This window comes from Nitratireductor mangrovi (genome assembly GCF_007922615.2).
Classification (GTDB): domain Bacteria; phylum Pseudomonadota; class Alphaproteobacteria; order Rhizobiales; family Rhizobiaceae; genus Mangrovimarina; species Mangrovimarina mangrovi.
Map to the genome: position 1 here is coordinate 330,414 of NZ_CP042301.2, position 20,592 is coordinate 351,005.

The 20,592-nt window shown below is 64.7% G+C and carries 19 protein-coding genes; 13 read left to right on the plus strand and 6 right to left on the minus strand.

Translation table 11 applies throughout. The annotated features are described in order from the left end of the window. Positions 1-15: 15 nt before the first annotated feature. A complete protein-coding gene (thrC, locus tag FQ775_RS01585) occupies positions 16-1,413 on the minus strand; it encodes a threonine synthase (RefSeq protein ID WP_146299167.1) in 1,398 nt (465 codons plus the stop codon). A gap of 138 nt (positions 1,414-1,551) precedes the next feature. Between thrC and FQ775_RS01590 the strand changes: the two genes are divergently transcribed. After that, the gene (locus FQ775_RS01590; protein WP_146299168.1) at positions 1,552-2,130 is read left to right on the plus strand and encodes a hypothetical protein; all 579 of its coding nucleotides are present in this window, start codon (positions 1,552-1,554) and stop codon (positions 2,128-2,130) included. A 22-nt stretch (positions 2,131-2,152) separates the two neighbouring features. On the opposite strand, the gene FQ775_RS01595 is transcribed toward FQ775_RS01590, so the two are convergent. Further along, a complete protein-coding gene (locus FQ775_RS01595; RefSeq protein WP_146299169.1) occupies positions 2,153-2,839 on the minus strand; it encodes an HAD family hydrolase in 687 nt (228 codons plus the stop codon). 147 nt (positions 2,840-2,986) lie between these two features. On the opposite strand from FQ775_RS01595, the gene FQ775_RS01600 reads away from it, so the two are divergent. Together FQ775_RS01600 and FQ775_RS01605 are read left to right on the plus strand one after the other, a co-directional pair. Then, positions 2,987-4,120: a site-specific DNA-methyltransferase gene (locus FQ775_RS01600; RefSeq protein WP_146299170.1), complete on the plus strand. Its 1,134-nt coding sequence runs from the start codon at positions 2,987-2,989 to the stop codon at positions 4,118-4,120. 114 nt (positions 4,121-4,234) lie between these two features. Next, positions 4,235-4,510, plus strand: a complete 276-nt coding sequence (locus FQ775_RS01605; RefSeq protein WP_167812727.1) for a type II toxin-antitoxin system TacA family antitoxin — start codon at positions 4,235-4,237, stop codon at positions 4,508-4,510. 60 nt (positions 4,511-4,570) lie between these two features. On the opposite strand, the gene FQ775_RS01610 is transcribed toward FQ775_RS01605, so the two are convergent. Both FQ775_RS01610 and mutY read right to left on the minus strand, forming a co-directional pair. Next, positions 4,571-5,182: an HAD family hydrolase gene (locus tag FQ775_RS01610; protein ID WP_146299172.1), complete on the minus strand. Its 612-nt coding sequence runs from the start codon at positions 5,180-5,182 to the stop codon at positions 4,571-4,573. Further along, positions 5,179-6,294, minus strand: a complete 1,116-nt coding sequence (gene mutY, locus FQ775_RS01615; protein WP_206064817.1) for an A/G-specific adenine glycosylase — start codon at positions 6,292-6,294, stop codon at positions 5,179-5,181. The genes FQ775_RS01610 and mutY overlap by 4 nt, the downstream gene beginning before the upstream one ends. 62 nt (positions 6,295-6,356) lie before the next feature. Here mutY and FQ775_RS01620 point away from each other — a divergent pair, with 62 nt between their 5' ends. From FQ775_RS01620 to smc, 3 genes are all read left to right on the plus strand, one after another. Then, on the plus strand, positions 6,357-6,854 hold the full coding sequence (locus FQ775_RS01620) for a DUF721 domain-containing protein (protein WP_146299174.1): 498 nt from the start codon (positions 6,357-6,359) through the stop codon (positions 6,852-6,854). A gap of 145 nt (positions 6,855-6,999) precedes the next feature. Continuing rightward, a complete protein-coding gene (locus tag FQ775_RS01625; RefSeq protein WP_146299175.1) occupies positions 7,000-7,701 on the plus strand; it encodes a DsbA family protein in 702 nt (233 codons plus the stop codon). Between the two features lie 63 nt (positions 7,702-7,764). Next, positions 7,765-11,223, plus strand: a complete 3,459-nt coding sequence (gene smc / locus FQ775_RS01630) for a chromosome segregation protein SMC (protein ID WP_146299176.1) — start codon at positions 7,765-7,767, stop codon at positions 11,221-11,223. A 21-nt stretch (positions 11,224-11,244) separates the two neighbouring features. On the opposite strand, the gene FQ775_RS01635 is transcribed toward smc, so the two are convergent. Both FQ775_RS01635 and FQ775_RS01640 read right to left on the minus strand, forming a co-directional pair. Further along, a complete protein-coding gene (locus tag FQ775_RS01635; RefSeq protein WP_146301897.1) occupies positions 11,245-11,586 on the minus strand; it encodes a VOC family protein in 342 nt (113 codons plus the stop codon). 109 nt (positions 11,587-11,695) lie between these two features. Further along, on the minus strand, positions 11,696-12,040 hold the full coding sequence (locus tag FQ775_RS01640; protein ID WP_146299177.1) for a hypothetical protein: 345 nt from the start codon (positions 12,038-12,040) through the stop codon (positions 11,696-11,698). A 201-nt stretch (positions 12,041-12,241) separates the two neighbouring features. Between FQ775_RS01640 and FQ775_RS01645 the strand changes: the two genes are divergently transcribed. The 7 genes from FQ775_RS01645 to FQ775_RS01670 all read left to right on the plus strand — a co-directional run bounded on the left by FQ775_RS01645 (position 12,242) and on the right by FQ775_RS01670 (position 20,536). Continuing rightward, positions 12,242-13,390 (plus strand): DegT/DnrJ/EryC1/StrS family aminotransferase, encoded by a 1,149-nt coding sequence (locus tag FQ775_RS01645; RefSeq protein WP_146299178.1) that lies wholly within the window; start codon positions 12,242-12,244, stop codon positions 13,388-13,390. Positions 13,391-13,448: 58 nt separating this feature from the next. Further along, complete coding sequence (locus FQ775_RS01650; RefSeq protein ID WP_246730244.1) at positions 13,449-14,234, plus strand: glycosyltransferase family 25 protein; 786 nt, start codon at positions 13,449-13,451, stop codon at positions 14,232-14,234. After that, complete coding sequence (locus FQ775_RS01655) at positions 14,231-15,577, plus strand: O-antigen ligase family protein (protein ID WP_146299180.1); 1,347 nt, start codon at positions 14,231-14,233, stop codon at positions 15,575-15,577. The genes FQ775_RS01650 and FQ775_RS01655 overlap by 4 nt, the downstream gene beginning before the upstream one ends. A 460-nt stretch (positions 15,578-16,037) precedes the next feature. Then, a complete protein-coding gene (locus tag FQ775_RS24095) occupies positions 16,038-16,169 on the plus strand; it encodes a hypothetical protein (RefSeq protein WP_256378205.1) in 132 nt (43 codons plus the stop codon). 252 nt (positions 16,170-16,421) lie between these two features. Next, on the plus strand, positions 16,422-16,670 hold the full coding sequence (locus tag FQ775_RS01660) for a hypothetical protein (RefSeq protein ID WP_146299181.1): 249 nt from the start codon (positions 16,422-16,424) through the stop codon (positions 16,668-16,670). 869 nt (positions 16,671-17,539) lie between these two features. Then, the gene (locus tag FQ775_RS01665; RefSeq protein ID WP_146299182.1) at positions 17,540-18,856 is read left to right on the plus strand and encodes a UDP-glucose dehydrogenase family protein; all 1,317 of its coding nucleotides are present in this window, start codon (positions 17,540-17,542) and stop codon (positions 18,854-18,856) included. Positions 18,857-19,111: 255 nt separating this feature from the next. Then, on the plus strand, positions 19,112-20,536 hold the full coding sequence (locus tag FQ775_RS01670; RefSeq protein WP_146299183.1) for a GumC domain-containing protein: 1,425 nt from the start codon (positions 19,112-19,114) through the stop codon (positions 20,534-20,536). The last annotated feature ends 56 nt before the right edge of the window (positions 20,537-20,592 follow it).

The window sequence follows — 20,592 nt, forward strand, 5'->3', positions numbered from 1 at the left end:
TACTCCTCGTACTCCCTAGCCGGCCGCCCGCGTCCTGCAGCCGACATGATCCTGCACCGCCTGAAGCTGCGATGGCAGGATTTCGTATCTTTCCTCCCGATCCATAAGGCCCGTGAGCCATGATGGCAAGTTGGCGGCTTGCAAGGTCGCCTCGCGCACCGCGTCGGGGAACTTTGCCGGGTGCGCGGTGGCAAGCACGATCGCCGGCGCCGCACTGCCGGCGGCATCGCGCGCGACCTTGATGGCGGTGGCGGTGTGCGGGTCGGCGAGATAGCCGCTTTTCTCCAGGACCTCGCGCATGGTCGAAGCCGTCTCGGCCATCGTCGAGGTGCCGGCGTCGAAATCGGCGCGCAGCGCGGCAAGGGTTGGCGGCGGCACCGTGAAGGCGCCGGACTGCTTCAGCCCCTCCATCGCCGTCGTCGTGGCGGCGCTGTCGCGTCCCGCCGCCTCGAACAGGGCGCGCTCGAAGTTGGACGAGACCTGGATGTCCATCGACGGCGAGGTGGTCGCCACGACGGCGCGGGTCTCGTAGCGGCCGCCCGCAAGCGCGCGCGCCAGGATGTCGTTGTCGTTGGTGGCGATCACCAGCCGCTCGATCGGCAGGCCCATGCGCCTGGCCGCGTAACCGGCGAAGATGTCGCCGAAATTGCCGGTCGGCACGACGAAGGTAACCGGCCGGTCGGGCGCTCCGAGCGAGACGGCGGCAGAAAAGTAGTAGACGGTCTGGGCCATGATGCGGGCCCAGTTGATCGAGTTGACGCCGGAAAGGCGCACGCGCCGGCGGAACGGGTCGTCGTTGAACATCGCCTTCACCAGCGCCTGGCAATCGTCGAAATTGCCTTCGATGGCGAGCGCGTGGACGTTGCTCGCCTCCGACGTGGTCATCTGGCGCTGCTGCACCGCCGACACGCGGCCATGCGGGAAGAGGATGAAGATGTCGGAGCGGTCGCGGCCTGCGAAGGCGTCGATCGCCGCGCCGCCGGTGTCGCCGGACGTCGCCCCGACGATGGTCGCACGCTCGCCCCTTTCGGCGAGGACATGGTCCATCAGCCGCGCCAGAAGCTGCATCGCCACGTCCTTGAAGGCGAGTGTCGGACCGTGGAAGAGCTCGAGCACGAACTCGTTCGGCCCGGTCTGGACCAGCGGGCAGACCGCGTCGTGACGAAACGTCGCATAGGTCTCGTCGACGATGGCCGAGAAGGTCTTCGCGTCGATTTCGCCGCCCAGGAAGGGCGTCATGACACGCTTGGCGATCTCGGCATAGGGAAGGCCGCGCAAGGCGCGAATATCGGCGGCCGGGAACTGCGGCCAGGTCTCGGGCAGGTAGAGCCCGCCGTCGCGCGCCAGTCCGGTCAGGAGCACGTCGGAAAAGCCGAGGGTCGGGGCCGCGCCCCTGGTCGAGACATATCGCATCGTGTCAGTCCGGTCCCGTATCGCGTCGGACGCTCGCGGCGCCGCAGGTTTCGCCCTTGAAAAACCGCATTCACTCGGTCGCATTTTGCAGGCGGCGTTGATATAGAACAGCGCCGTTGCGACAGGGAAGAGCAGTTCATGGTGTTGTTGAGTAACATGCGCAGGCTGACACGGATTGCCGCGCTCGGCTTTCTCGTCGGCGTCGCCGGCTGTCAATCGGGCGGCCCCGGAGGCGTGCTCGATCTCGGCCTTGGCGGCGGCAGCAGCACCGACACGTCGACGACGCAGAAGATCTCGGCCCAGGAGCTCCGCGCCTATTGCCCACGGGTGACGCTGCGCTCGGGCACGGCGTTCTACAATACCTATGAGCGGGGCGCCGAGAACGATCGCGACAAGATCATCTACCAGGCCTCGATCAGCGACGTGACGCGCAGCTGCACCTATGGCGCCGGCACCATCACCATGAATGTCGCCGCGGCCGGCAAGGTGGTGCCGGGCCCGGTCGCCAAGGATGGCACGATCTCGATGCCGATCCGCATCGCGGTGCTGCGCGGCGAGGAAGTGCTCTATTCACAACTGCACAAATACGACGTCTCGATCGCGGCCAATCAGCCCGCGACCCAGTTCGTGTTCAACGACCCGAACGTGACCTTCGAGACGCCGGCCGCCCGCAACGTGCAGGTCTTCGTCGGTTATGACGAGGGGCCGGCCGACTGACCGCCGAGCGGCAAATCGGCGCTCAGATCGTTTCGGACCATTCCGCCAGGGCGGCCAGTACCGGGTGGAAGTCCGCCCAGCGGCTGATCACGGTTTCCGCGCCGGCCTCGGTCAGCCTGTCGGCGTGGCCGGGATAGCTGTGCTTGCCGCCGGTGAAGCCGATGACCCGCATGCCGGCGGCACGGGCGCCGGCAATGCCGTGTTCGGAATCCTCGATGACGAAGGTCGCGGCCGGGTCCGCGTTCATGCGCTCGGCGGCATGGAGAAAGACGTCGGGCGCCGGCTTGGGCAGTCGGCTCGGCGTGTCGAGGGCTGAAAAGACGGTGTCGGGGAAGCCGGGCTTCAGCCCGGTGCGGGTGAGCATGGCATCCAGGCGTTTCGCGGTCGAGTTTGAGCAGATGCAGCGCGGATGGCGCGTGCGCGCCACCGCCTCGATCGCGCCTTCGATGGCCTGCACCTGCCTTGCCAGCGCCTTGTCGACGGCCTTCTCGGCCTTCTCGATCAAGGACGCCTGGAAGGGGATCTGCGCTTCCTCCTCCAGCTTCAGCAGGATGTCGTGAAAGGTGAGCCCGGCGTAGCGTTCGGCGAGTTCGCCCGCCTCGATCGGGAAACCGGCCTCGGTGATGAGGTCGGCCTCCACGCGCGCCGCGATGATCTCGGAATCCACGAGGACGCCATCGCAATCAAAAATCACCAGCTCGGGCTGCATGCTTGGCCTGTCATGTCTCGGGAAGGACGCGGTCAGATAGCGCGGCGGCGGCGCGGAGGCAAATCGCCAGGCGGCCGATACACCAATTCTTTACGCAAAACGGTAACCATAACGGGGCGTAAACAGTACCGAGTACCCGGGTGTTCCATGTCCGCCATGCGTATCGTCGACGATCTCCCCACCCTCGCGCCCGTCAATGAGTGGCGCGACTCCATCCTCAAGGGCGACTGCGTCGCGGCGATGGAGAAGCTGCCGGAGAAGTCGGTCGACGCGATCTTTGCCGACCCGCCCTACAATCTGCAGCTTGGCGGCGACCTGCATCGACCCGACCAGTCCAAGGTCGACGCGGTCGACGACGCCTGGGACCAGTTCGACAGCTTCCAGGCCTATGACGCCTTCACCCGTGCATGGCTGCTCGCCGCCCGCCGGGTGCTGAAGCCGAACGGCACGATCTGGGTGATCGGCTCCTACCACAACATCTTCCGGGTCGGCGCCAAGCTGCAGGATCTGGGCTTCTGGATCCTGAACGACGTTGTGTGGCGCAAGACCAACCCGATGCCCAATTTTCGCGGCCGGCGCTTTCAGAACGCGCACGAGACGCTGATCTGGGCCTCGCGCGACCAGAAGGCCAAGGGCTATACGTTCAATTACGAGGCGCTGAAGGCGGCCAACGACGACGTGCAGATGCGCACCGACTGGCTGTTCCCGATCTGCACCGGCGCGGAGCGGCTGAAGGATGCCGGTGGCGGCAAGGCGCATCCGACGCAGAAGCCGGAAGCCCTGCTCGCCCGCGTACTGATGGCCTCGACGCGGCCCGGCGACGTCGTGCTTGATCCCTTCTTCGGCTCGGGAACCACTGGCGCGGTGGCGAAGCGCCTCGGGCGCCATTTCGTCGGCATCGATCGCGAACAGGCCTATATCGACGCCGCAATCGCCAGGATCGACGGCGTGGAGCCACTGGAAAAGCCTGACCTCGCCATCATGACCGGCAAGCGCGCCGAACCGCGGGTCGCCTTCGTCAGCCTGATCGAGGCCGGCCTGGTCGCGCCGGGGCTCGCGCTCTGTGACGCCAAGCGGCGCTGGAACGCCCGGGTCAGGGCCGACGGCACGCTCGCCGTCGGCGCAGAGGCCGGTTCGATCCACCGCATGGGGGCGCAGGTGCAAGGGCTCGACGCCTGCAACGGCTGGACCTTCTGGCACTTCGAGACCGGCGGGGCCCTGAAGCCGATCGACGAACTGCGCCGCGAGATGCGCGACCGCATGGCTGTGGCCGCCGCCTGACCGGCGGGGCGATTGTTAAGTCGCAAGGACGTTCACGGCTTGTCAGTCTTCTTGTATAGACATGGCCTATAGTGACCCCGCGCCGTCGGCGCGGATGTCATGACGGAAGTGTCAATGACCGCCTCGAAGACGACCCGTACCTTCAACCTTAGGTTCGATGCCGAAACGCACGAACTCGTGCATCAGGCGGCCGAGATTTGCGGCCAGTCGGCAACCGTCTTCATAACCGAGGCCGCTGTGTATTCGGCGCAGGTGGAATTGCTCGACCAGCGTTTCGTGGGCGTCGATCCGACGGTTTTCGACGATGTTCTGGCGCAGATCGATGCGCCTGCCGAAGTCAACGCTGAGCTCGTGCGCCTGTTCAGGCAGCAGCTCGAGTGGATTGAGTGATTGGCCACGCGGAGTCTACTGCCGATCGCTTCGCTGGACGCGGCGACGCGCTGAACGGCATCAGGCCGCTATGCCCATCCGCGCCAGGTCGCGCTCCAGATCCGCTTCCCCGGTGAAATGGATCGCCTGCCAGCCGGCGGCGCGGGCGCCCTCGACGTTTTTCGGGCTGTCATCGATGAAGAGCGCGGCCTGCGGGTCGAGGCCGAAATCGCTCGCATGGCGTTCGTAGATGCGCAGGTCCGGCTTGATCAGCCCGACTTCGCCGGAGACGGTCACTCCGCGCGGCCGGTCGAGGAACGGAAACCTCCGCCGCGCCTCAACGAATGTATCGGCGGCGAAGTTGGTGAGCATGGTCACGTCGTGACCGGCCTCGATCAGCTCCAGCATCAGGGCGACGCTGCCCTCATAGGCGTGTGGCACCATTTCGTGCCAGTTGCGCCGGAAGGCGCGGATATTGTCCTCTTCGTCCGGATAAGCGGCGATCAGCAACGCCTCGGCTTCCTCCCAGCGGCGGCCGCGATCCTGCTCGACGTTCCAGTCCGAAGTGCAGACGTGCTCGAAGAACCAGGCGCGCCTGTCGTCGTCCGGGATCAGCCGCCGGTAGGGAATCTCGGGATCGTAATGAATCAGCACCTTGCCGATGTCGAAGACGATGTGGCGGATGTCGGTCACCGGGATGCTCCATTGCGGGTCGGTTTGCGGATCGCGCCGGGTATGGCAGCCTCGATGACCTTTTTCATGACAGTGGGCAGCGCTTCGCTGTGGATATCCGCGCGCGGCGCCCACCACCAATCCGGTGGCGCGCTGCCGTCGTGACGGGCGTGATAGACCGAAAGCGTCAGCGCGAAATGCGTGAAGACGTGCTGCACGCTGCCAGCAGGCCGCCACCGGGCGTCGAACGGTGCTGCATCCACGCGGTCATCGCCGTCGATACGCGCCGACCAGCCGCTCGTCGGCACCTCGCTCATGCCGCCGAGCAGACCTTTCGTGGGGCGCTTGCGCAACAGGATCGCCCCGTCGGCGCGTTCGGCGACGAAGGCCGCGCCGAGCCGCTGCGGGCGTTCGGCTCTGGGCGGCTTGAGCGGGAAACGCTCCGGATCGCCGTTCAGCCGTGCCTTGCAGTCGTCGCTGACCGGGCAGATCGCACAGGCCGGCCGGCGCGGCGTGCAGATCGTCGCGCCGAGGTCCATCATGGCCTGGGCGAAGTCGCCGGGCCGGGAGGGCGGAACAAGCGTCTGAACAATGCCGCGGATATCCTGCTTGGCTTCGCGAACCGGCCTTTCGATGGCCTCAAGCCGCGTCACCACACGCTCGACATTGCCGTCGACGACGGCGGCAGGCTCGTCGAATGCGATCGCCGCGATCGCCGCCGAGGTGTAGTCGCCGATGCCGGGCAGTTCGCGCAGCGCAGCCATCGTTTCGGGAAACCTGCCGCCATCCGCGGCGGCGACGGTTTCGGCGCAGCGCTTCAGGTTGCGCGCCCGCGAATAATAGCCAAGGCCGGCCCAGGCCTTCATGATCTCGTCGCTTTCGGCCGCGGCCAGCGCCTCGACCGTCGGCCAGCGGCGCACGAAGGTCTCGAAATAGGGTTTGACCGCCGCCACCGTCGTCTGCTGCAGCATGATCTCGGACAGCCAGATCTGGTAGGGATCGGGCCGTTCCCCCGCCGCCATGGCCCGTGGCGGGATGCGCCAGGGAAGGTGCCGGTGATGGCGATCATACCAGGCCAGCAGCCGCGCCGCGAAATCGCCGCGCGGCGAGCGAGCGCGAGCGGGGGATGTCATCGGCGTCCGGCTCGGATATTCTGGGGGCGGCGAGGAAGGCATTGGCGCATGGCGGTCGGTACATGACAGGGAAGCGCAGAGGGAGCAATCCCGTCGCGGTGAGCGACCTTGCCACCGGCATCCTCGATCCGGTGCTGAAGAAGCGCGCCGGCATGTCGGTCAGCCTGGTGCAGTCGTGGCAGGAACTGGTCGGAACGCGTCTGGCCCGTTCGACACGGCCGGAGCGCATCGCCTGGCCGAGGCGGCGGCATGAGGACGATCCCTTCGAGCCGGCAACGCTGGTGGTCGCGTGTGAGGGCGCCATGGCGCTGCACCTGCAGCACGAGACCGGCGAAATCATCGACCGGGTCAACAGCTTCTTCGGTTTTGCCGCGATCGGGCGCATCCGTATCGTGCAGAAACCGGTGGCGCTGGACACCGGCGAACGGCGCAAGCCCTTGCGTCCGCTCAGCGAGGCGGAAAAGCAGCGCGTCGGCGGCTACGTGAAGGATGTTGGAGACGAGGGGCTGCGCGCGGCGCTGGAACGGCTTGGCCAAAGCGTGGTGGCGTCGCGCAAATGACCGGGTGACGGGCGTGCTGTCGATTTCGTGAAGCGGCCGCGGCACTTTTGCGCTGTGATCGGTGCAAACGATGCCTTAATAAGCGCCAACTCTCGCTTTTTGATATCCGAACATAGCAAAATCCAGACATCGACAGGTGATTCGCATGGCCCGCTTCGTATCGCGTCGGAACGTAGTCGCATCGCTGGCAGCGCTGCCGGCGGCAGCCGTGCTGGCTGCGTGCAGCGATTCAGGAGAATCGAACACGCCCAAGACACCGGAAACGCCCGAGGCGCCGAAGGTTTCGGCTCCGGACGCGCAAGGCACGGTCGACGTCGCCAAGCTGATGGAACCCGGCCCGCTTCCCGAGAAGTCGGTCGGCTCGGAGGACGCACCGATCACCATCGTCGAATATGCCTCAACGACCTGCGGCCATTGCGGCAATTTCCACCGCAACACCTATCCGGCGCTGAAGGAGAAATATATCGACACCGGCAAGGCCAGGCTGGTGCTGCGCGAATTCCCGTTCGATCCGCGCGCCGAGGCCGGCTTCATGCTCGCCCGCTGCGCCGACGACAAGTATTTCGCCATGGCCGATGTGCTGTTCAAGCAGCAGGACGCCTGGGTGGGCGTGGAGAACGCTCGCGAGGCGCTGTTGAAGATCGCGCGTCTGGCCGGTTTTTCACAGGAGTCCTTCGAGGCGTGCTTGACGAACCAGAAGCTTCTGGAGGATGTCAGGGCGGTCAAGGATCGCGGGGCGAAGGAATTCGGCGTCGATTCCACGCCGACTTTCTTCATCAACGGCAAGAAATATGCGGGGGCCATGTCGATTGGCGAGTTCTCGGCAATCATCGACAGCATGCTCTGATCGCCGCCCCCTGAGCCGGCGCGGGCAGGATGCCGCGCCCTCGGGCCGGGAGGTCGCATCCTGATGCGCTTTTCCCGGCTGCGCCTTCTCGGTTTCAAATCTTTCGTCGAGCCGTCCGAATTCGTCATCGAAGGCGGGTTGACGGGTGTCGTCGGGCCCAATGGCTGCGGCAAGTCCAACCTCGTCGAGGCCCTGCGCTGGGTCATGGGCGAGAACTCCTACAAGAACATGCGCGCGTCCGGCATGGACGACGTCATCTTCTCCGGTTCAGGCACGAGGCCGGCGCGCAACACCGCCGAGGTGACGCTTTTCCTCGACAATGCCGACCGCTCCGCTCCGGCCGCCTACAATGATGTCGACGAGTTGCAGATCTCGCGCCGCATCGAGCGCGAGGCGGGCTCGGTCTACCGCATCAACGGCAAGGAAGCGCGCGCCAAGGATGTGCAACTGCTTTTCGCTGACCAGTCGACCGGGGCGCGTTCGCCGTCGATGGTCGGCCAGGGCCGCATCGGCGAACTGATCCAGGCCAAGCCGCAGGCGCGCCGGGCGCTGCTGGAGGAGGCGGCCGGCATTTCCGGGCTGCATTCGCGCCGGCATGAGGCGGAACTGCGGCTGCGTGCGGCCGAGCAGAACCTCGAGCGGCTCGACGACGTGGTCGGCGAACTGGAAAGCCAGATCGAGAGCCTGAGAAGGCAGGCGCGGCAGGCCTCGCGCTTCAAGAGCCTGTCGGCCGAGATCAGGCAGGCCGAGGCGGTGCTTCTGCATCTGCGCTGGGCCCAGGCCAAGGAGCAGGAGGCGGAGGCGCAGTCAGCACTTTCGGCGGCGACCGCACTGGTGGGCGAGCGCGCCCAGGCGCAGATGACCGCCGCCAAGGAGCAGGGCGTCGGCGCGATGCGACTGCCGGAATTGCGCGACGGCGAAGCCAAGGCCGCAGCGGCACTGCAGCGCCTGACCATCGCGCGTACACAACTTGACGAGGAAGCGCGGCGGTTGCAGGCGCGTCAGGAAGAGCTTGACCGGCGCATCGCGCAGCTTGACGCCGACATCGAGCGCGAAGAGCGGCTGGTGCGCGACAATGCCGAGACACTGGCCCGGCTGACCGGCGAGGAAGAAACGCTCAACGCCGAACAGGCCGGTTCGTCCGAGCGCGAGGCCGAGGCCGGCGCCACATTCGCGGAAGCGGCGGCGCGGCTGGAGGCCAGCGAAGCGGCGTTGTCCGCCATTACCTCGGAGCGCGCCGAGGCGATGGCCCAGCGCAGCCAATACGAGCGCGCGGTGCGCGAGCATCGCGAACGCCGCGACCGCTTCGCACGGCAGCTGGAGGAGAAGGCGCGCGAGGCCGAGGCGATTGCCGCCCGGCTGGCCGAATTGCCCGACCCGGCCGCCAAGAAGAGCCTGGTCGAGCGCGCCGAAGCCAATGTTGCCGAAGCCGAGGCCGCGGCCGCCGCCGCCGAAAAGCGCGTGGCCGAGGCACGAGCGGCGGAGCAGGACCTGCGGGCCCCGGTCGAGCAGGCGCGGGCCGAGAAGCAGCGGCTCGAGGCGGAGGCAGACACGCTTGCCAAGGTGCTCAACAGCGGCGCGTCGGGCCTGTTTCCGGCCGTGCTCGAGCAGGTGCGCGTCGAGCGCGGCTTCGAGACGGCGCTCGGTGCCGCGCTGGGCGAAGACCTCGACATTCCGCTCGATCGCGGCGCGCCCGTGCATTGGGGCGACATGGAGCCGGACGAGGGCGATGCGGCGCTTCCCCATGGCGCGCGGCCGCTGATCGACGTCGTGCGCGCGCCGCGCCAGCTCGCCCGCCGGCTGGCCCAGATCGGCGTGGTCGAGGACGCCGACGGCCCGCGGCTGCAGAAGGCGCTGGCGCCCGGGCAGCGGCTGGTGAGCCGCGAGGGCGCGTTGTGGCGCTGGGACGGCTTCACCGCCAGCGCCGATGCGCCGACGGCCGCTGCGCAGCGGCTGGCGCAGAAGAACCGGCTGGCCGAACTCGATCAGGAGATTTCGGCGGCGACCGCAAGGCTGACGACGGCGAGCGAGGCCCTGGCCGAGGCCGAGGAAGCCGTGCGCGCCATGGTCGAGGTGGAACGCCATGCGCGCGAGGCGTGGCGAGTATCGCAGCGCGCCGTCGGCGAGGCACGCCAGGAACTCGCGCAGGCCGAGAAGGCCGCCGGCGAACTCGCCACCCGCAGGACGTCCCTTGCAGAAACATTGCAGGGCCTTGAGGAAAGCCGCGCCGAGGAAGAGCAGGCGCTGGCCGAGGCCGAGGCCGCGCTTGCGGGCGCGCCGGACCCGTCCGACATCCAGTCGCGTTTCGAGCGCCAGTCGACCGCCGTTGCCGAGGACCGCTCGGCGCTAGCCGACGCCCGGGCCGTCAATGACGGACTGAAGCGCGAGGCAGAGGCACGCCAGCGTCGGCTGGCGGCCATCGCCAGCGAGCGTCAGGCCTGGCTGTCACGGGCCGAAAACGCCAACCGCCAGAAGGCGGCGCTTGCCGAGCGGCGCCAGGAGGCGGCCAGCGAGCGCGACCAGATCGCCGAGGCGCCCGACGCCATCGAGGCGCGCCGGCGCGCGCTTTTGAGCGAGCTGGCCAAGACCGAAAAGCAGCGCCAGGACGCGGCCGACCGCCTTGCAGCGGCGGAAACGCAGCAGGCGAACCTCGACAGGGAGGCCAACAAGGCCTTGCAGGCGCTGTCGGAAAGCCGCGAGGCCCGCGGCCGCGCCGAAGAGCGGCTGTCGGCTGCCGACGAGCGCCGCCGCGACGCGGAGGCCCGTATCCAGGAGGCGCTCGGCATCGCGCCGCACCTCGTCATTCGCCATACCGGGCTCGGCCCGGACGACAAGATGCCGGACATGGCGGATGTCGAGCGCCGGCTCGACCGGCTCAGGGTCGACCGCGAGCGGCTCGGCGCCGTCAATTTGCGCGCGGAGGAAGAGCAGCGCGAGCTTTCGGAGCGGCTGGAGACCATCGTTTCGGAGCGCGAGGACGTGATCGAGGCGATCAAGAAGCTGCGCCAGGCAATCCAGAGCCTCAACCGGGAAGGACGCGAGCGCCTGCTCGAGGCCTTCGACCGGGTCAACGCCCAGTTCCAGCGGCTGTTCACCCATCTGTTCGGCGGTGGCACAGCGGAACTGCAACTGGTCGAATCCGAGGATCCGCTCGAGGCCGGCCTCGAAATCCTCGCCCGGCCGCCCGGCAAGAAACCGCAGACGATGACGCTGCTTTCGGGCGGCGAGCAGGCGCTCACCGCCATGGCGCTGATCTTCGCGGTGTTCCTGACCAATCCGGCCCCGATCTGCGTGCTCGACGAGGTCGACGCGCCGCTCGACGATCACAACGTCGAACGCTTCTGCAACCTGATGGACGAGATGGCGGCGACCACGCACACGCGCTTCGTCATCATCACCCACAATCCCATCACCATGGCACGCATGAACCGGCTGTTCGGCGTCACCATGGCCGAACAGGGCGTCAGCCAGCTGGTTTCCGTCGACCTACAGACCGCCGAGCAGATCCGCGAGGCAAGCTGACTTTCCTAGCTACCTGAGGCGCTATTCCCCCCACACCGCGAGTTCGTTGCCGGCGGGGTCTGTGAAGTGGAAGCGCCGGCCCCCGGGGAACGAGAAGATCGGCTTCACGATCTTGCCGCCGGCCTCGGTCACCGCGTCGAGCGATTTCTCCAGGTTTTCCGAAAACAGCACTGGCAGTGGTTTTGTCGTAGCGGCCACATCGCCGTCGAATCCGCCGTCCAGCCCTTCCGAATAGGCCGAGTAGGACGGTCCGTAGTCGGTGAAGGTCCAGCCGAATGCCGCGCTGTAGAAGGCCTTGACGCTGTCGATCGACCCGCCGCCCGCGCCCATCTCGAGATAGTCGAGCTTGCCGTCCTGCTTCATCACAGCCACTCCAAATCGTTCCTGATTTGTTCTAGGCCGCCTTCGACGAAATGGCAAGCGACGGCCACGCTTTTGCGTGGAGCGTGATGAACGGCCCGATAGCGGGAACTCACTGTGCGCCGGTGCAGTCGCGGCGCTTTATCGAACGGTCCATGGCCTCGATCTCGCCAAGCGCCTTGCGTCGCTCCTTGGTGTCGCTGCTTCGCGCGTCGGGCAGCAATGTGCCGAGTCCGGGCGGCAGCATGGCCGACCGTCCTCCAGGCTTGTCGCCGCCTTTCAGCAGTTCGGGCTCGCCGTGGCGGGCGGCCAGCGAATTGCGCCGGGCCACGAGTTCTTCGCATCGCAGCCGATCGTAATGCATGGAGGAGACGACTTCGGCGTCGAGGCCGCTGGAGATGCTGGTGCAGGCGCACAGCAGTCCGGAAAGTAGCGTGATGAGGGTGCGTGCGTTCAAGGACATCTCCGGGTCGGCGAACCATTCGACACCGCGATTTCGACGGCATCGTGTCGAACGGCGGCGGCCCGTGCTCACGGCTTGCCGTTCACCGTCTGTTACCGGCTGCGCCGAAATGAAATCGCGTCGCGCTTGCCAAGGCGCAAAACGGCTTCTATCAGCCCGGATATCCGATCGCGCCAGCTTTGGACAACAAACCGTATGCAGTTCGTCGACCTCGCCTCGCAACGCGAGCGCATAAAGAAGCCCCTGGAGGCGGCGATCGCCAAGGTGATCGCCGAAGGCCGCTACATCCACGGGCCCGAGGTCGCCGAGTTCGAGAAGGCGCTCGCCGACTATGTCGGCGTCGAGCATGTCGTCGCTTGCGCAAACGGCACCGACGCGTTGCTGGTACCCCTGATGGCGCTGGGCATCGGCCCCGGCGACGCCGTGTTCTGTCCCAGCTTCACCTTCGCGGCGACAGCCGAGGTCGTCGTGCTGGCGGGCGCCGAACCGGTTTTCGTCGACATTGACCCGGTCAGCTACAACATGTCGCCGCAAAGCCTTGAGGCGGCGATCGATCATGTCAACCGCGCCGGCCTACTCAACCCGAAGGCTATCATTCCCGTCGACCTGTTTGGACTTTCGGCGGACTATGGCGCCCTCCAGGCAATAGCGGAGCGTGCCGGCCTGACGATCATCGAGGACGCCGCGCAGTCGATCGGTGGTCAATTCGCCAACCATCGCTGCGGCGCATTCGGCGATGTGGCGGGGACCAGCTTTTACCCGGCCAAGCCGCTGGGTTGTTACGGCGACGGCGGTGCGATGCTGACCAACGACGCTGCCCTCGCGGAAATCCTGCGGTCGATCGCGTTTCACGGCAAGGGCAAGAGCCAATACGACAATGTGCGCATCGGGCTCAACTCGCGGCTCGATACGCTGCAAGCCGCGATACTGATCCAGAAGCTGACGATCCTGCCCGACGAGATGGATCGGCGCCAGGCGGTCGCGGAGCGCTATAACGCGTTGCTCGGCGATGTCGTGAAGACGCCCGTCGTGCCCTCGGGCTTCCGCTCCGCATGGGCGCAGTACACGATCAAGTCGGACCGTCGCGACGATATCCGGACGCATCTGACGGCAAGCGGCATCCCGTCGATGGTCTATTACGAGAAGCCGCTTCATCTTCAGCCGGCCTATGATTCCTTCGAACGCAGCCCGACCGGGCTTGCTGCGTCCGAGGCGGCGAGCCGCTCGGTCCTGTGCCTGCCGATGCACCCCTATCTGGGTGAGGCCGACCAGTCCCGCATTGCCGGCGCGGTGCGCGAGGCAGTGGCGGCCAGGGACACTCCTGTAGCCGCGGCCGTGCCCTGATGCAGCGGTTCCATCCCGCCTGGTCGCACCAGCTTGCGCTGAGGCGCGGGGAAACATATTGCTCGCGCATGGCTCGCGCCGCGACGGGTGCTGGCCCGACAAGTCGGTACGAATGATTCCGGTATTTATCATCAATCTGGAGCGGTCCAGGGATCGGTGGGCTGCCATCAGTGCTTCGGGCGAGGGTCTCGACCTCAGGCGAGTAGAGGCGGTCGATGGCCACCGGGTGCCTGCCGCCGAGTGGCAGGATTTCGATCCGGCACTGGCCCGCCGCGCAAATGGACGAACCCTCGGGCCGGGCGAATACGGATGCTACCGGTCGCACCTGCGGGCGCTTTCGCGGGTGGTCGAGGAGGGCTTGGACCTTGCGATCATCGCCGAGGACGACATCCTGCTGAACCCGGAATTGCCGGAGCGGGCGCGGGCTATCGTCGAAGCGGCGCCGCATGCCGGCGTCGTCAAGCTGGTGAACCATCGCACCACGGGTTTTCGCCGCAGCGGCGTTTCCGCCAGGGGGGACGTGTTTGGCCGATGCCTCCACGGGCCGCAGGCCTCGGCGGCGTGTTATCTGGTCACCCGCGACGGCGCGACGCGCCTCCTGCAGACCTTGTCGACGATGTGGCTTCCCTGGGATGTCGCGCTCGAACGGGGCTGGGCGACCGGCGTGCCTACCTATACGACCGAGAAGGGACTGGTCGAGTTCGGGCCCTATCGTCCCGCTACCACCATCGATGCCCGCTATGCGGAAACCAAACCGTTGCCCTGGCGGCGCATCGGTGCCCTTGTGTTTCGTACAGGGGATCTCCTGCGCCGGGTCGCGTATGCACTCGAGGCCTCCCATTGATTTCCAAGACGCCGGAAGGCGCCTCCCGCGCGCCGCTGCACCGTACCCGCATGGCCGAACTGGTCGTGTTGCTATGCACGCTGGTGCTCGTGTCGACGGTGTGGGTGGAAACCGACCTCTATCGCTACGTCCTGATTCCGCTGGTCGCCGTTGGGCTGACGACTTATTTCCTTCGTCAGGACTTCTTCCCGATGATCGGACCGATCGGCTGGGCCTGCCTGCTCTGGCCGGTTCATGTCGCGCTCCGATACCTCTGGGTCGAGCATATCCAGCCTGACTCGACGGGCGGCTCGGCGGAAGGTGTCTATATGTTCACCGGCGCCTATCTGACCGTTGGTTACATCTTTTTCCTTTATCGAAACCGTTTGCAGCGCCTCTTGCTGCCGTTCTTCGTCATCAGTCTGGTGACGCTCTTAGCCACGGTTCAACTGAGTGGAATGTTGGACAACGAGAACACGCGGGTAGAGTTTCTCTTCCACAACAACCTGATCCACGCCTCCATCGGCGCGGGGTTCATCCTCATCGCCGCCTTTTGCCACCTGCTGTGGCTGCTGGACCGGCGCCCCCGCGAATTGCCGTTGTATTGGCAGCAACTTTTCCTCCTACTGGCGGTCTCGCTGTTTGCTCTCCTCGGCATCGTTGTTGCGGCATCCAAAGGCGTCTGGATCGCCCTGCTGGCGGCGCTGCCCTTGGCCTGCTTCGCGGTCTGGACCGAAACCAGGGGAACCACACGCCTTCTGCTGACCGTTGCGGGCATCGTCGCCATCCTCACAATGGCTCTCGTTTTCGGAGCCAGGATCGAGCACCTGATCGGCAATGAAATGGCCAGCGCCTGGGCGCTGATCGTAGAACTGTTTTCGGGAGGACCAGTCCGTGAGGTGGTGCTGAACAAGATCGAATCCGGGGCTCTGCCATCGACGTTCGATGAACGCATGCGCATCTGGTGGAACGCGATGTCGATATGGCGGCTCGACTGGCTTTTCGGCCAGGGCATCTATTGGGAAAACCTCTGGGAGCAAACCCGTTTTGCCGATATCGGCTTCGAACTGATGCATAACAGCTATCTGGAGATCGCGATCCGGTTCGGCATCGTGGGCCTCATCTTCTACGCGATTCTGTTCGGTTGGTGCCTCTACCAGATGCGCAGAGCCACGATAGAGGGATTGGTCGAGCGTAAGCTTTATCTGTTCCTGATGCTTTCGTTCGTGTTTTTCCTGGTGACGATGACCTCCAACTCCAATATCCGGCTGGCGATCGGCGAAAGCTACATGCTGGTCGTCGGCGGGTTCGGTTTCTTCGCATATTACTTGCGGCAGTGGTCGGCGACGCAGCCATCGCGTTGAGCCGGAGAAACCGCTGCCGTATCGGCAGCCACCTTTCTGCCGTAAAGGAACTCGGCCCCGAGACGAGCGGATGTTGATCAACGCGCCGCTGGCGCTGGCGGTTAACCCGGAACCGCTGATTGTGGCAGTTAATCGCCACAGCGAGTCAAACACCAACTAACTTTCTCCAACATACCGTACTTGCTCTTCGAGGTCGGCCCGAATAAAGTATTGTCGGGGTTGATTTGGTGGGGTGGATATCGTGATGGTCAACGCGCAAGAGCAGCGGGTCGCGGATACTTGGTTCGCGCTGCTCCGGTTTGCCATGCGATTTTTTCCGCGACTCGCAAATCTTTAAGGTGCCCGCGAATTTCCGGATGGAAGGGCGGGTGGCCGCGATGGTGGTTGCCGAAACCTCGTCAGCCGCTTGGTTTGAATTGTCGTGCGCTGAGTTTGTACCACTTTCGATCAAGAGGTGATCATGCCAACGGTGAAACGCCGGCGCCAAGCGGATACGACGGGCTCCTTCCCGCCGCTTCATGATATCCGCGTCATTGTCATGGCCGTGGTTTGCGGCGCGATCGTCATGGCGATCCTGTTCTGGCTCGCATAACGGACGAAGTCCGTGGTGCGGCCTGAGCCGGAACGATCGTCGTGGAGCCGGCAATCTGCTGGCGTGAAGTCTTGACGCGGCTCATCCCGTCGTTCCAAGCGTCCGCGAACAACAGGCTCCGCTCGGATACGCATGCTGTCATGCTCAAAATTCGCCACGGTCGGCGTGAAGGTTGCGCAGCCGTGTGCAGTGCGGTCGCCGCAGGCGCCCTTGAGGCCGTGCCAGGGTGACCGCAAGAAAAAAGGAAGAGCGATGAACAAACTCCCTAAAGTCTTCTACGACCCGACTGTCGTGATAGGGTGCCTACTGGTCGCTCTGTTGCTGGTCGGCATTAAGGCCGACCAGTACCGGGATACGGGAAGCGCTACCGAGATCCGCCTGAGAATCACCGAGGAACGCCTGCAACTGTATGATCAGACCCTTCGCGAGGCTCAACGGCTCATCGTCAAGCTCAAGGCGGAGATCGAAAGCCTGAAGGCGGCAGACAACGCTACCCAATAGGGTTGCACCCGTTACCTCCGTCTTCTACTGCTAATGGTGTTGATTCTCGCGACGCTTGCTCCGATTGGAGCGCGGGTGTATGATTTCAACGGAGTAGAAGAAGTAGGGTGGGGTCTTGGTGGACAACAGGCAGACGAACAGGGAGACGGATACTTTACCGGCTTCTGAAACGTCGGCTGCGGAGTTCTTCGACCCGCTTGAAAGACTTTTCGATATCAGACGCAAGCCTCCGTCCGAATATCGAGGTGTTAACGACAACAGGGATTTTTAGCGTCTAGTCTGCAGATGGTTCTCGTGAGCTGAGGCTGTGCCGAACTCCATGCAAGAGGAGCATACGTATGGCGAATAGCGGACATGATCTGGAAGCTACCGGTGCTTTCCCGCCCCGACTCTCTGATCTCAGGGTGATCCTCATGGGCATACTCTGCAGCGCGGTCGTAACCGTGCTGGTGGTTTGGCTCGCGTAGGGAAGCGAGATTCCGGAGCGCTCGAGGCCCCGATAGTGCGCTCCGTTCAACGGAGCGCGGCCAGGTGTTCTTTTGTTGAAGAGCGAATGACGGCGGGTCGGGCCGGATGCTCGACCCTTGTCAGCTTTTCCGGCCCGTCTTGGCCCCGGCGTGCCCTCATCGTGTCTCGTGGTTTCGAGCGGCGCCCGGCTCTGCTTCCTCCCGTTCACAACAGTGTTGAAAGTCATGTAGTCGGCGCGCCGCAGGGGCAAGAAACGACCTTTAAGAGGTGTTGTTCGCCCGTGTCCGCATGCCGCCGCCTAGCTTGATTCTCGACCGCCCGCATGTAAACAGGCCATTGCGATGTAGGCGCGTATACCATCCGGCATCGTACCGTTTTGCCCCGGCCGTGGTGGGAAAAGCATGAACATCGCAATGATCGGAGCCGGCTATGTTGGTCTGGTGAGCGGCGCTTGCCTTGCCGATTTCGGCCACCGCGTCACGTGTTTCGACGTGGACGAGCAAAAGATCGCGAGTCTTCGCCGCGCGGAGATCCCGATCTTCGAACCAGGGCTCGATCGGGTGGTGGCGGAAAATGTGACCGCCGGGAGGCTCTTCTTCACGCATCATCTCGCTGAGGCCGTGGCGGACGCAGACGTGGTCTTTATCGCGGTCGGCACGCCGTCGCGGCGGGGCGACGGCTTCGCGGATCTCACTTTCGTCTACGCGGCAGCGCGGATGATCGCGCAATCACTCAGCGGTTTCACCGTTGTGGCGACCAAATCTACCGTGCCGATCGGCACAGGCGATGAAGTGGATCGCATCCTGCGCGAGGAAAACCCCGGCGCCGATGTCGCGGTGGCATCAAATCCCGAGTTCCTGAGGGAAGGGTCTGCCATCGAGGACTTCAAGCGGCCCGATCGCATCGTGATCGGGGCGGAGGACGACAGGACCCGGGAACTCTTGGCGGAGGTATACCGGCCGCTCTATCTGAATGACGCGCCTCTGGTGTTCACCACGCGCCGAACCGCCGAGCTGATCAAATACGCGGCGAATGCCTTCCTCGCGATGAAGATCACCTTCATCAACGAGATTGCCGACCTTTGCGAGCGTACGGGAGCGAATGTCCAGGAAGTCGCCCGGGGGATCGGACTGGATGGCAGGATCGGGCCGAAATTCCTGAACGCGGGACCGGGTTTCGGTGGATCGTGTTTTCCGAAGGATACGCTCGCCTTCGCCAAGATTGGCCAGGACTTCGAAGCGCCACTGCGCCTCGTCGAGACGACGATCGCAGTCAACGACCAGCGCAAACGCGCGATGGCACGCAAGGTGGTGGCCGCCTGCGGCGGCGACGTGCGCGGCAAGAGGATCGCGGTCCTCGGCCTGACGTTCAAGCCGAACACCGACGATATGCGTGAATCGCCGTCGATCGTTATCGTGCAGGCGTTGCTGGATGCCGGCGCGGAGGTCGTCGGCTATGACCCGGCAGGGATTGAGGCGGCGCGTTCCGTTCTCCCGCCGATCGATTATGCCGACACGGCCTACAAGGCCGCCGAAGAAGCGGATTGTCTGGTGATCGTCACAGAGTGGAATGAGTTCCGCTCACTTGACCTCGAACAACTCAGCCGGCTGATGAGGGGCCCAGTTTTTGTCGATCTGAGGAACATTTACCGGCGGCATGAGGTCGAACGCTTCGGCTTTTCCTATTTCAGCGTCGGGCGCCCCAATGGTGCCGAGTGACTTATCTGCAGGGCCGAGGCCGGTGCACTCGGGGCGCTGTGACGAATGGAAGCGAGCCCGGGCGCTGAGCTCCGCGGATGTGCCCCGGTTCTGTCACCAAGAACTCGGCCGCGCACGTGACAATGTGCCAAGCAAGGCCCGCTAGGAAACCGTTTGACTATGCCGTCGGGCCGGTCCTATGAGGAGTTTCTTTGACGCGCGGCCGCGGGGATCGGTACGCTCGTACAATCCGACGCCAGATAGCCGGAAAGAAGAATGGTAAACGAAATACGCGAAGACGACGAAATCTCGCTGACGGACATCATCGTAAGTCTGTGGCGTGGGCGCGGCATCATAATATTGTTCACCGCCATGGCCGCGACGATTTCGATCGTCTACGTGGTAGCTTCCGCCGTGCAGGTCAATCGGCCCGCTTCGTACTACATCGAGCTGCGTGGCGTGGACAACGGTCGCTATCCGAACGGAACTGCCTTTTCGCCGCAGAACCTCCTGGCCCCTGAAGTGCTCTCGCGGCTCCGCCAGCAGTTCCAGATCCCGTCGAGCGTTGTATTGCGCGATCACATCGTGGTCTCCTATGCCAGTCCTTCGACCGCGGGGATCAACGAGGAATATGACCGCCGCCTTTCGGCGAACAATCTTTCGATCGCCGAGATCGAAGCCATCAACGCGGACTATCGCCGCGAACTGGCTGACGCCATGAGTTCGGCCATCAGGATCGATGTCAACTTCACGCCGATGGGAGTGGACGGTACGGTCGGCATCGCTATCGCGCGTGCCATCCCGGAGATCTGGGCTCAGGTCTATTCGACGCAGTTTCGCATTTTCGATGATCAGCGGCTGGCCAACGCCTCCGTCGCGCGCACTGTCGAGTCCCTCGAGGAAACCGGCGGCATCCTGGTGGCAAACCAGCGCCTGAGAGCGATCGAGCGGGGCCTTAGCGTCATGGAGGGCGACAACCGCTTGTCCCTGCTTCAAACCGATGGCGGGGTTTCGGTGACCGATCTCGCCGAGGAACTGAAACGCTTTCGCACGCTCTACTTCAACGCGCTCATGACGGGCGGCATTGTCGACGATGATGGCATCGGGGCCGTCTATCTCGAGGATATCCGGCTTCAGATTCAGGACCTGCGAAGGCGCATCGCGACCTACGACCAGAGCCTCGAGGAGTTGCGTGAGTTGCAGAAGGCCGGCCGCCCGGCAGGGGTTCCAGACCAACCCGGGGCCGGCGAGCGCGATTCGGTCCAACTCGGTGAATCGGGCCTGGGCGCGATCGTCGATCTCGCCGAACGGGCCTCGCAGACCACCTTTGTCCAGGAGATATTGCGGCAGAGGCAGCAATTGGCGTTCGAGGTCTCGGCGCTCCAGCGAGAGCTTGAATCGGTGGGCGTTGACTTCGAACTTCCCAAAAGCGCGTCGTTCAAGAGTGCTGCGGAAGATGAACTCAAGGAACTGAGCCAGAATTATCTGGAGCTTTTGGATCGGGCACGGCAACGCATCCAGACACAGCTCGGCGAGCTCTACGTTCCTGTCGCCAGCCCGGAGATCACCGGCTCGCTTGTCTCACCGCGAAGCGTGCTCATCGTCGGTGTCGGAACCATCGTCGGTTTCCTGCTTTCGGTTGTGGTCGTGCTGATCTGGTCGGCTATTGCCTCGCGGCGCTCCGAAGAAGTGGTGGCCTGACGTCCGAGACCGTGCCCGGCCCTGATGGCTGGGCGGGTCATTGCCCAAGACAGGCG

Bases quoted from the DNA above. Each gene is read 5' to 3' on its own strand.
- smc (WP_146299176.1), top strand. From the start codon at position 7,765: ATGCGCTTTTCCCGGCTGCGCCTTCTCGGTTTCAAATCTTTCGTCGAG.
- FQ775_RS01605 (WP_167812727.1), top strand. From the start codon at position 4,235: ATGACCGCCTCGAAGACGACCCGTACCTTCAACCTTAGGTTCGATGCC.
- FQ775_RS01625 (WP_146299175.1), top strand. From the start codon at position 7,000: ATGGCCCGCTTCGTATCGCGTCGGAACGTAGTCGCATCGCTGGCAGCG.
- FQ775_RS01595 (WP_146299169.1), bottom strand. From the start codon at position 2,839: ATGCAGCCCGAGCTGGTGATTTTTGATTGCGATGGCGTCCTCGTGGAT.
- FQ775_RS01665 (WP_146299182.1), top strand. From the start codon at position 17,540: ATGAACATCGCAATGATCGGAGCCGGCTATGTTGGTCTGGTGAGCGGC.
- FQ775_RS01635 (WP_146301897.1), bottom strand. From the start codon at position 11,586: ATGAAGCAGGACGGCAAGCTCGACTATCTCGAGATGGGCGCGGGCGGC.
- FQ775_RS01645 (WP_146299178.1), top strand. From the start codon at position 12,242: ATGCAGTTCGTCGACCTCGCCTCGCAACGCGAGCGCATAAAGAAGCCC.
- mutY (WP_206064817.1), bottom strand. From the start codon at position 6,294: ATGACATCCCCCGCTCGCGCTCGCTCGCCGCGCGGCGATTTCGCGGCG.
- FQ775_RS01590 (WP_146299168.1), top strand. From the start codon at position 1,552: ATGGTGTTGTTGAGTAACATGCGCAGGCTGACACGGATTGCCGCGCTC.
- FQ775_RS01670 (WP_146299183.1), top strand. From the start codon at position 19,112: ATGGTAAACGAAATACGCGAAGACGACGAAATCTCGCTGACGGACATC.
- FQ775_RS01600 (WP_146299170.1), top strand. From the start codon at position 2,987: ATGTCCGCCATGCGTATCGTCGACGATCTCCCCACCCTCGCGCCCGTC.
- thrC (WP_146299167.1), bottom strand. From the start codon at position 1,413: ATGCGATATGTCTCGACCAGGGGCGCGGCCCCGACCCTCGGCTTTTCC.
- FQ775_RS01620 (WP_146299174.1), top strand. From the start codon at position 6,357: ATGACAGGGAAGCGCAGAGGGAGCAATCCCGTCGCGGTGAGCGACCTT.
- FQ775_RS01660 (WP_146299181.1), top strand. From the start codon at position 16,422: ATGAACAAACTCCCTAAAGTCTTCTACGACCCGACTGTCGTGATAGGG.
- FQ775_RS24095 (WP_256378205.1), top strand. From the start codon at position 16,038: ATGCCAACGGTGAAACGCCGGCGCCAAGCGGATACGACGGGCTCCTTC.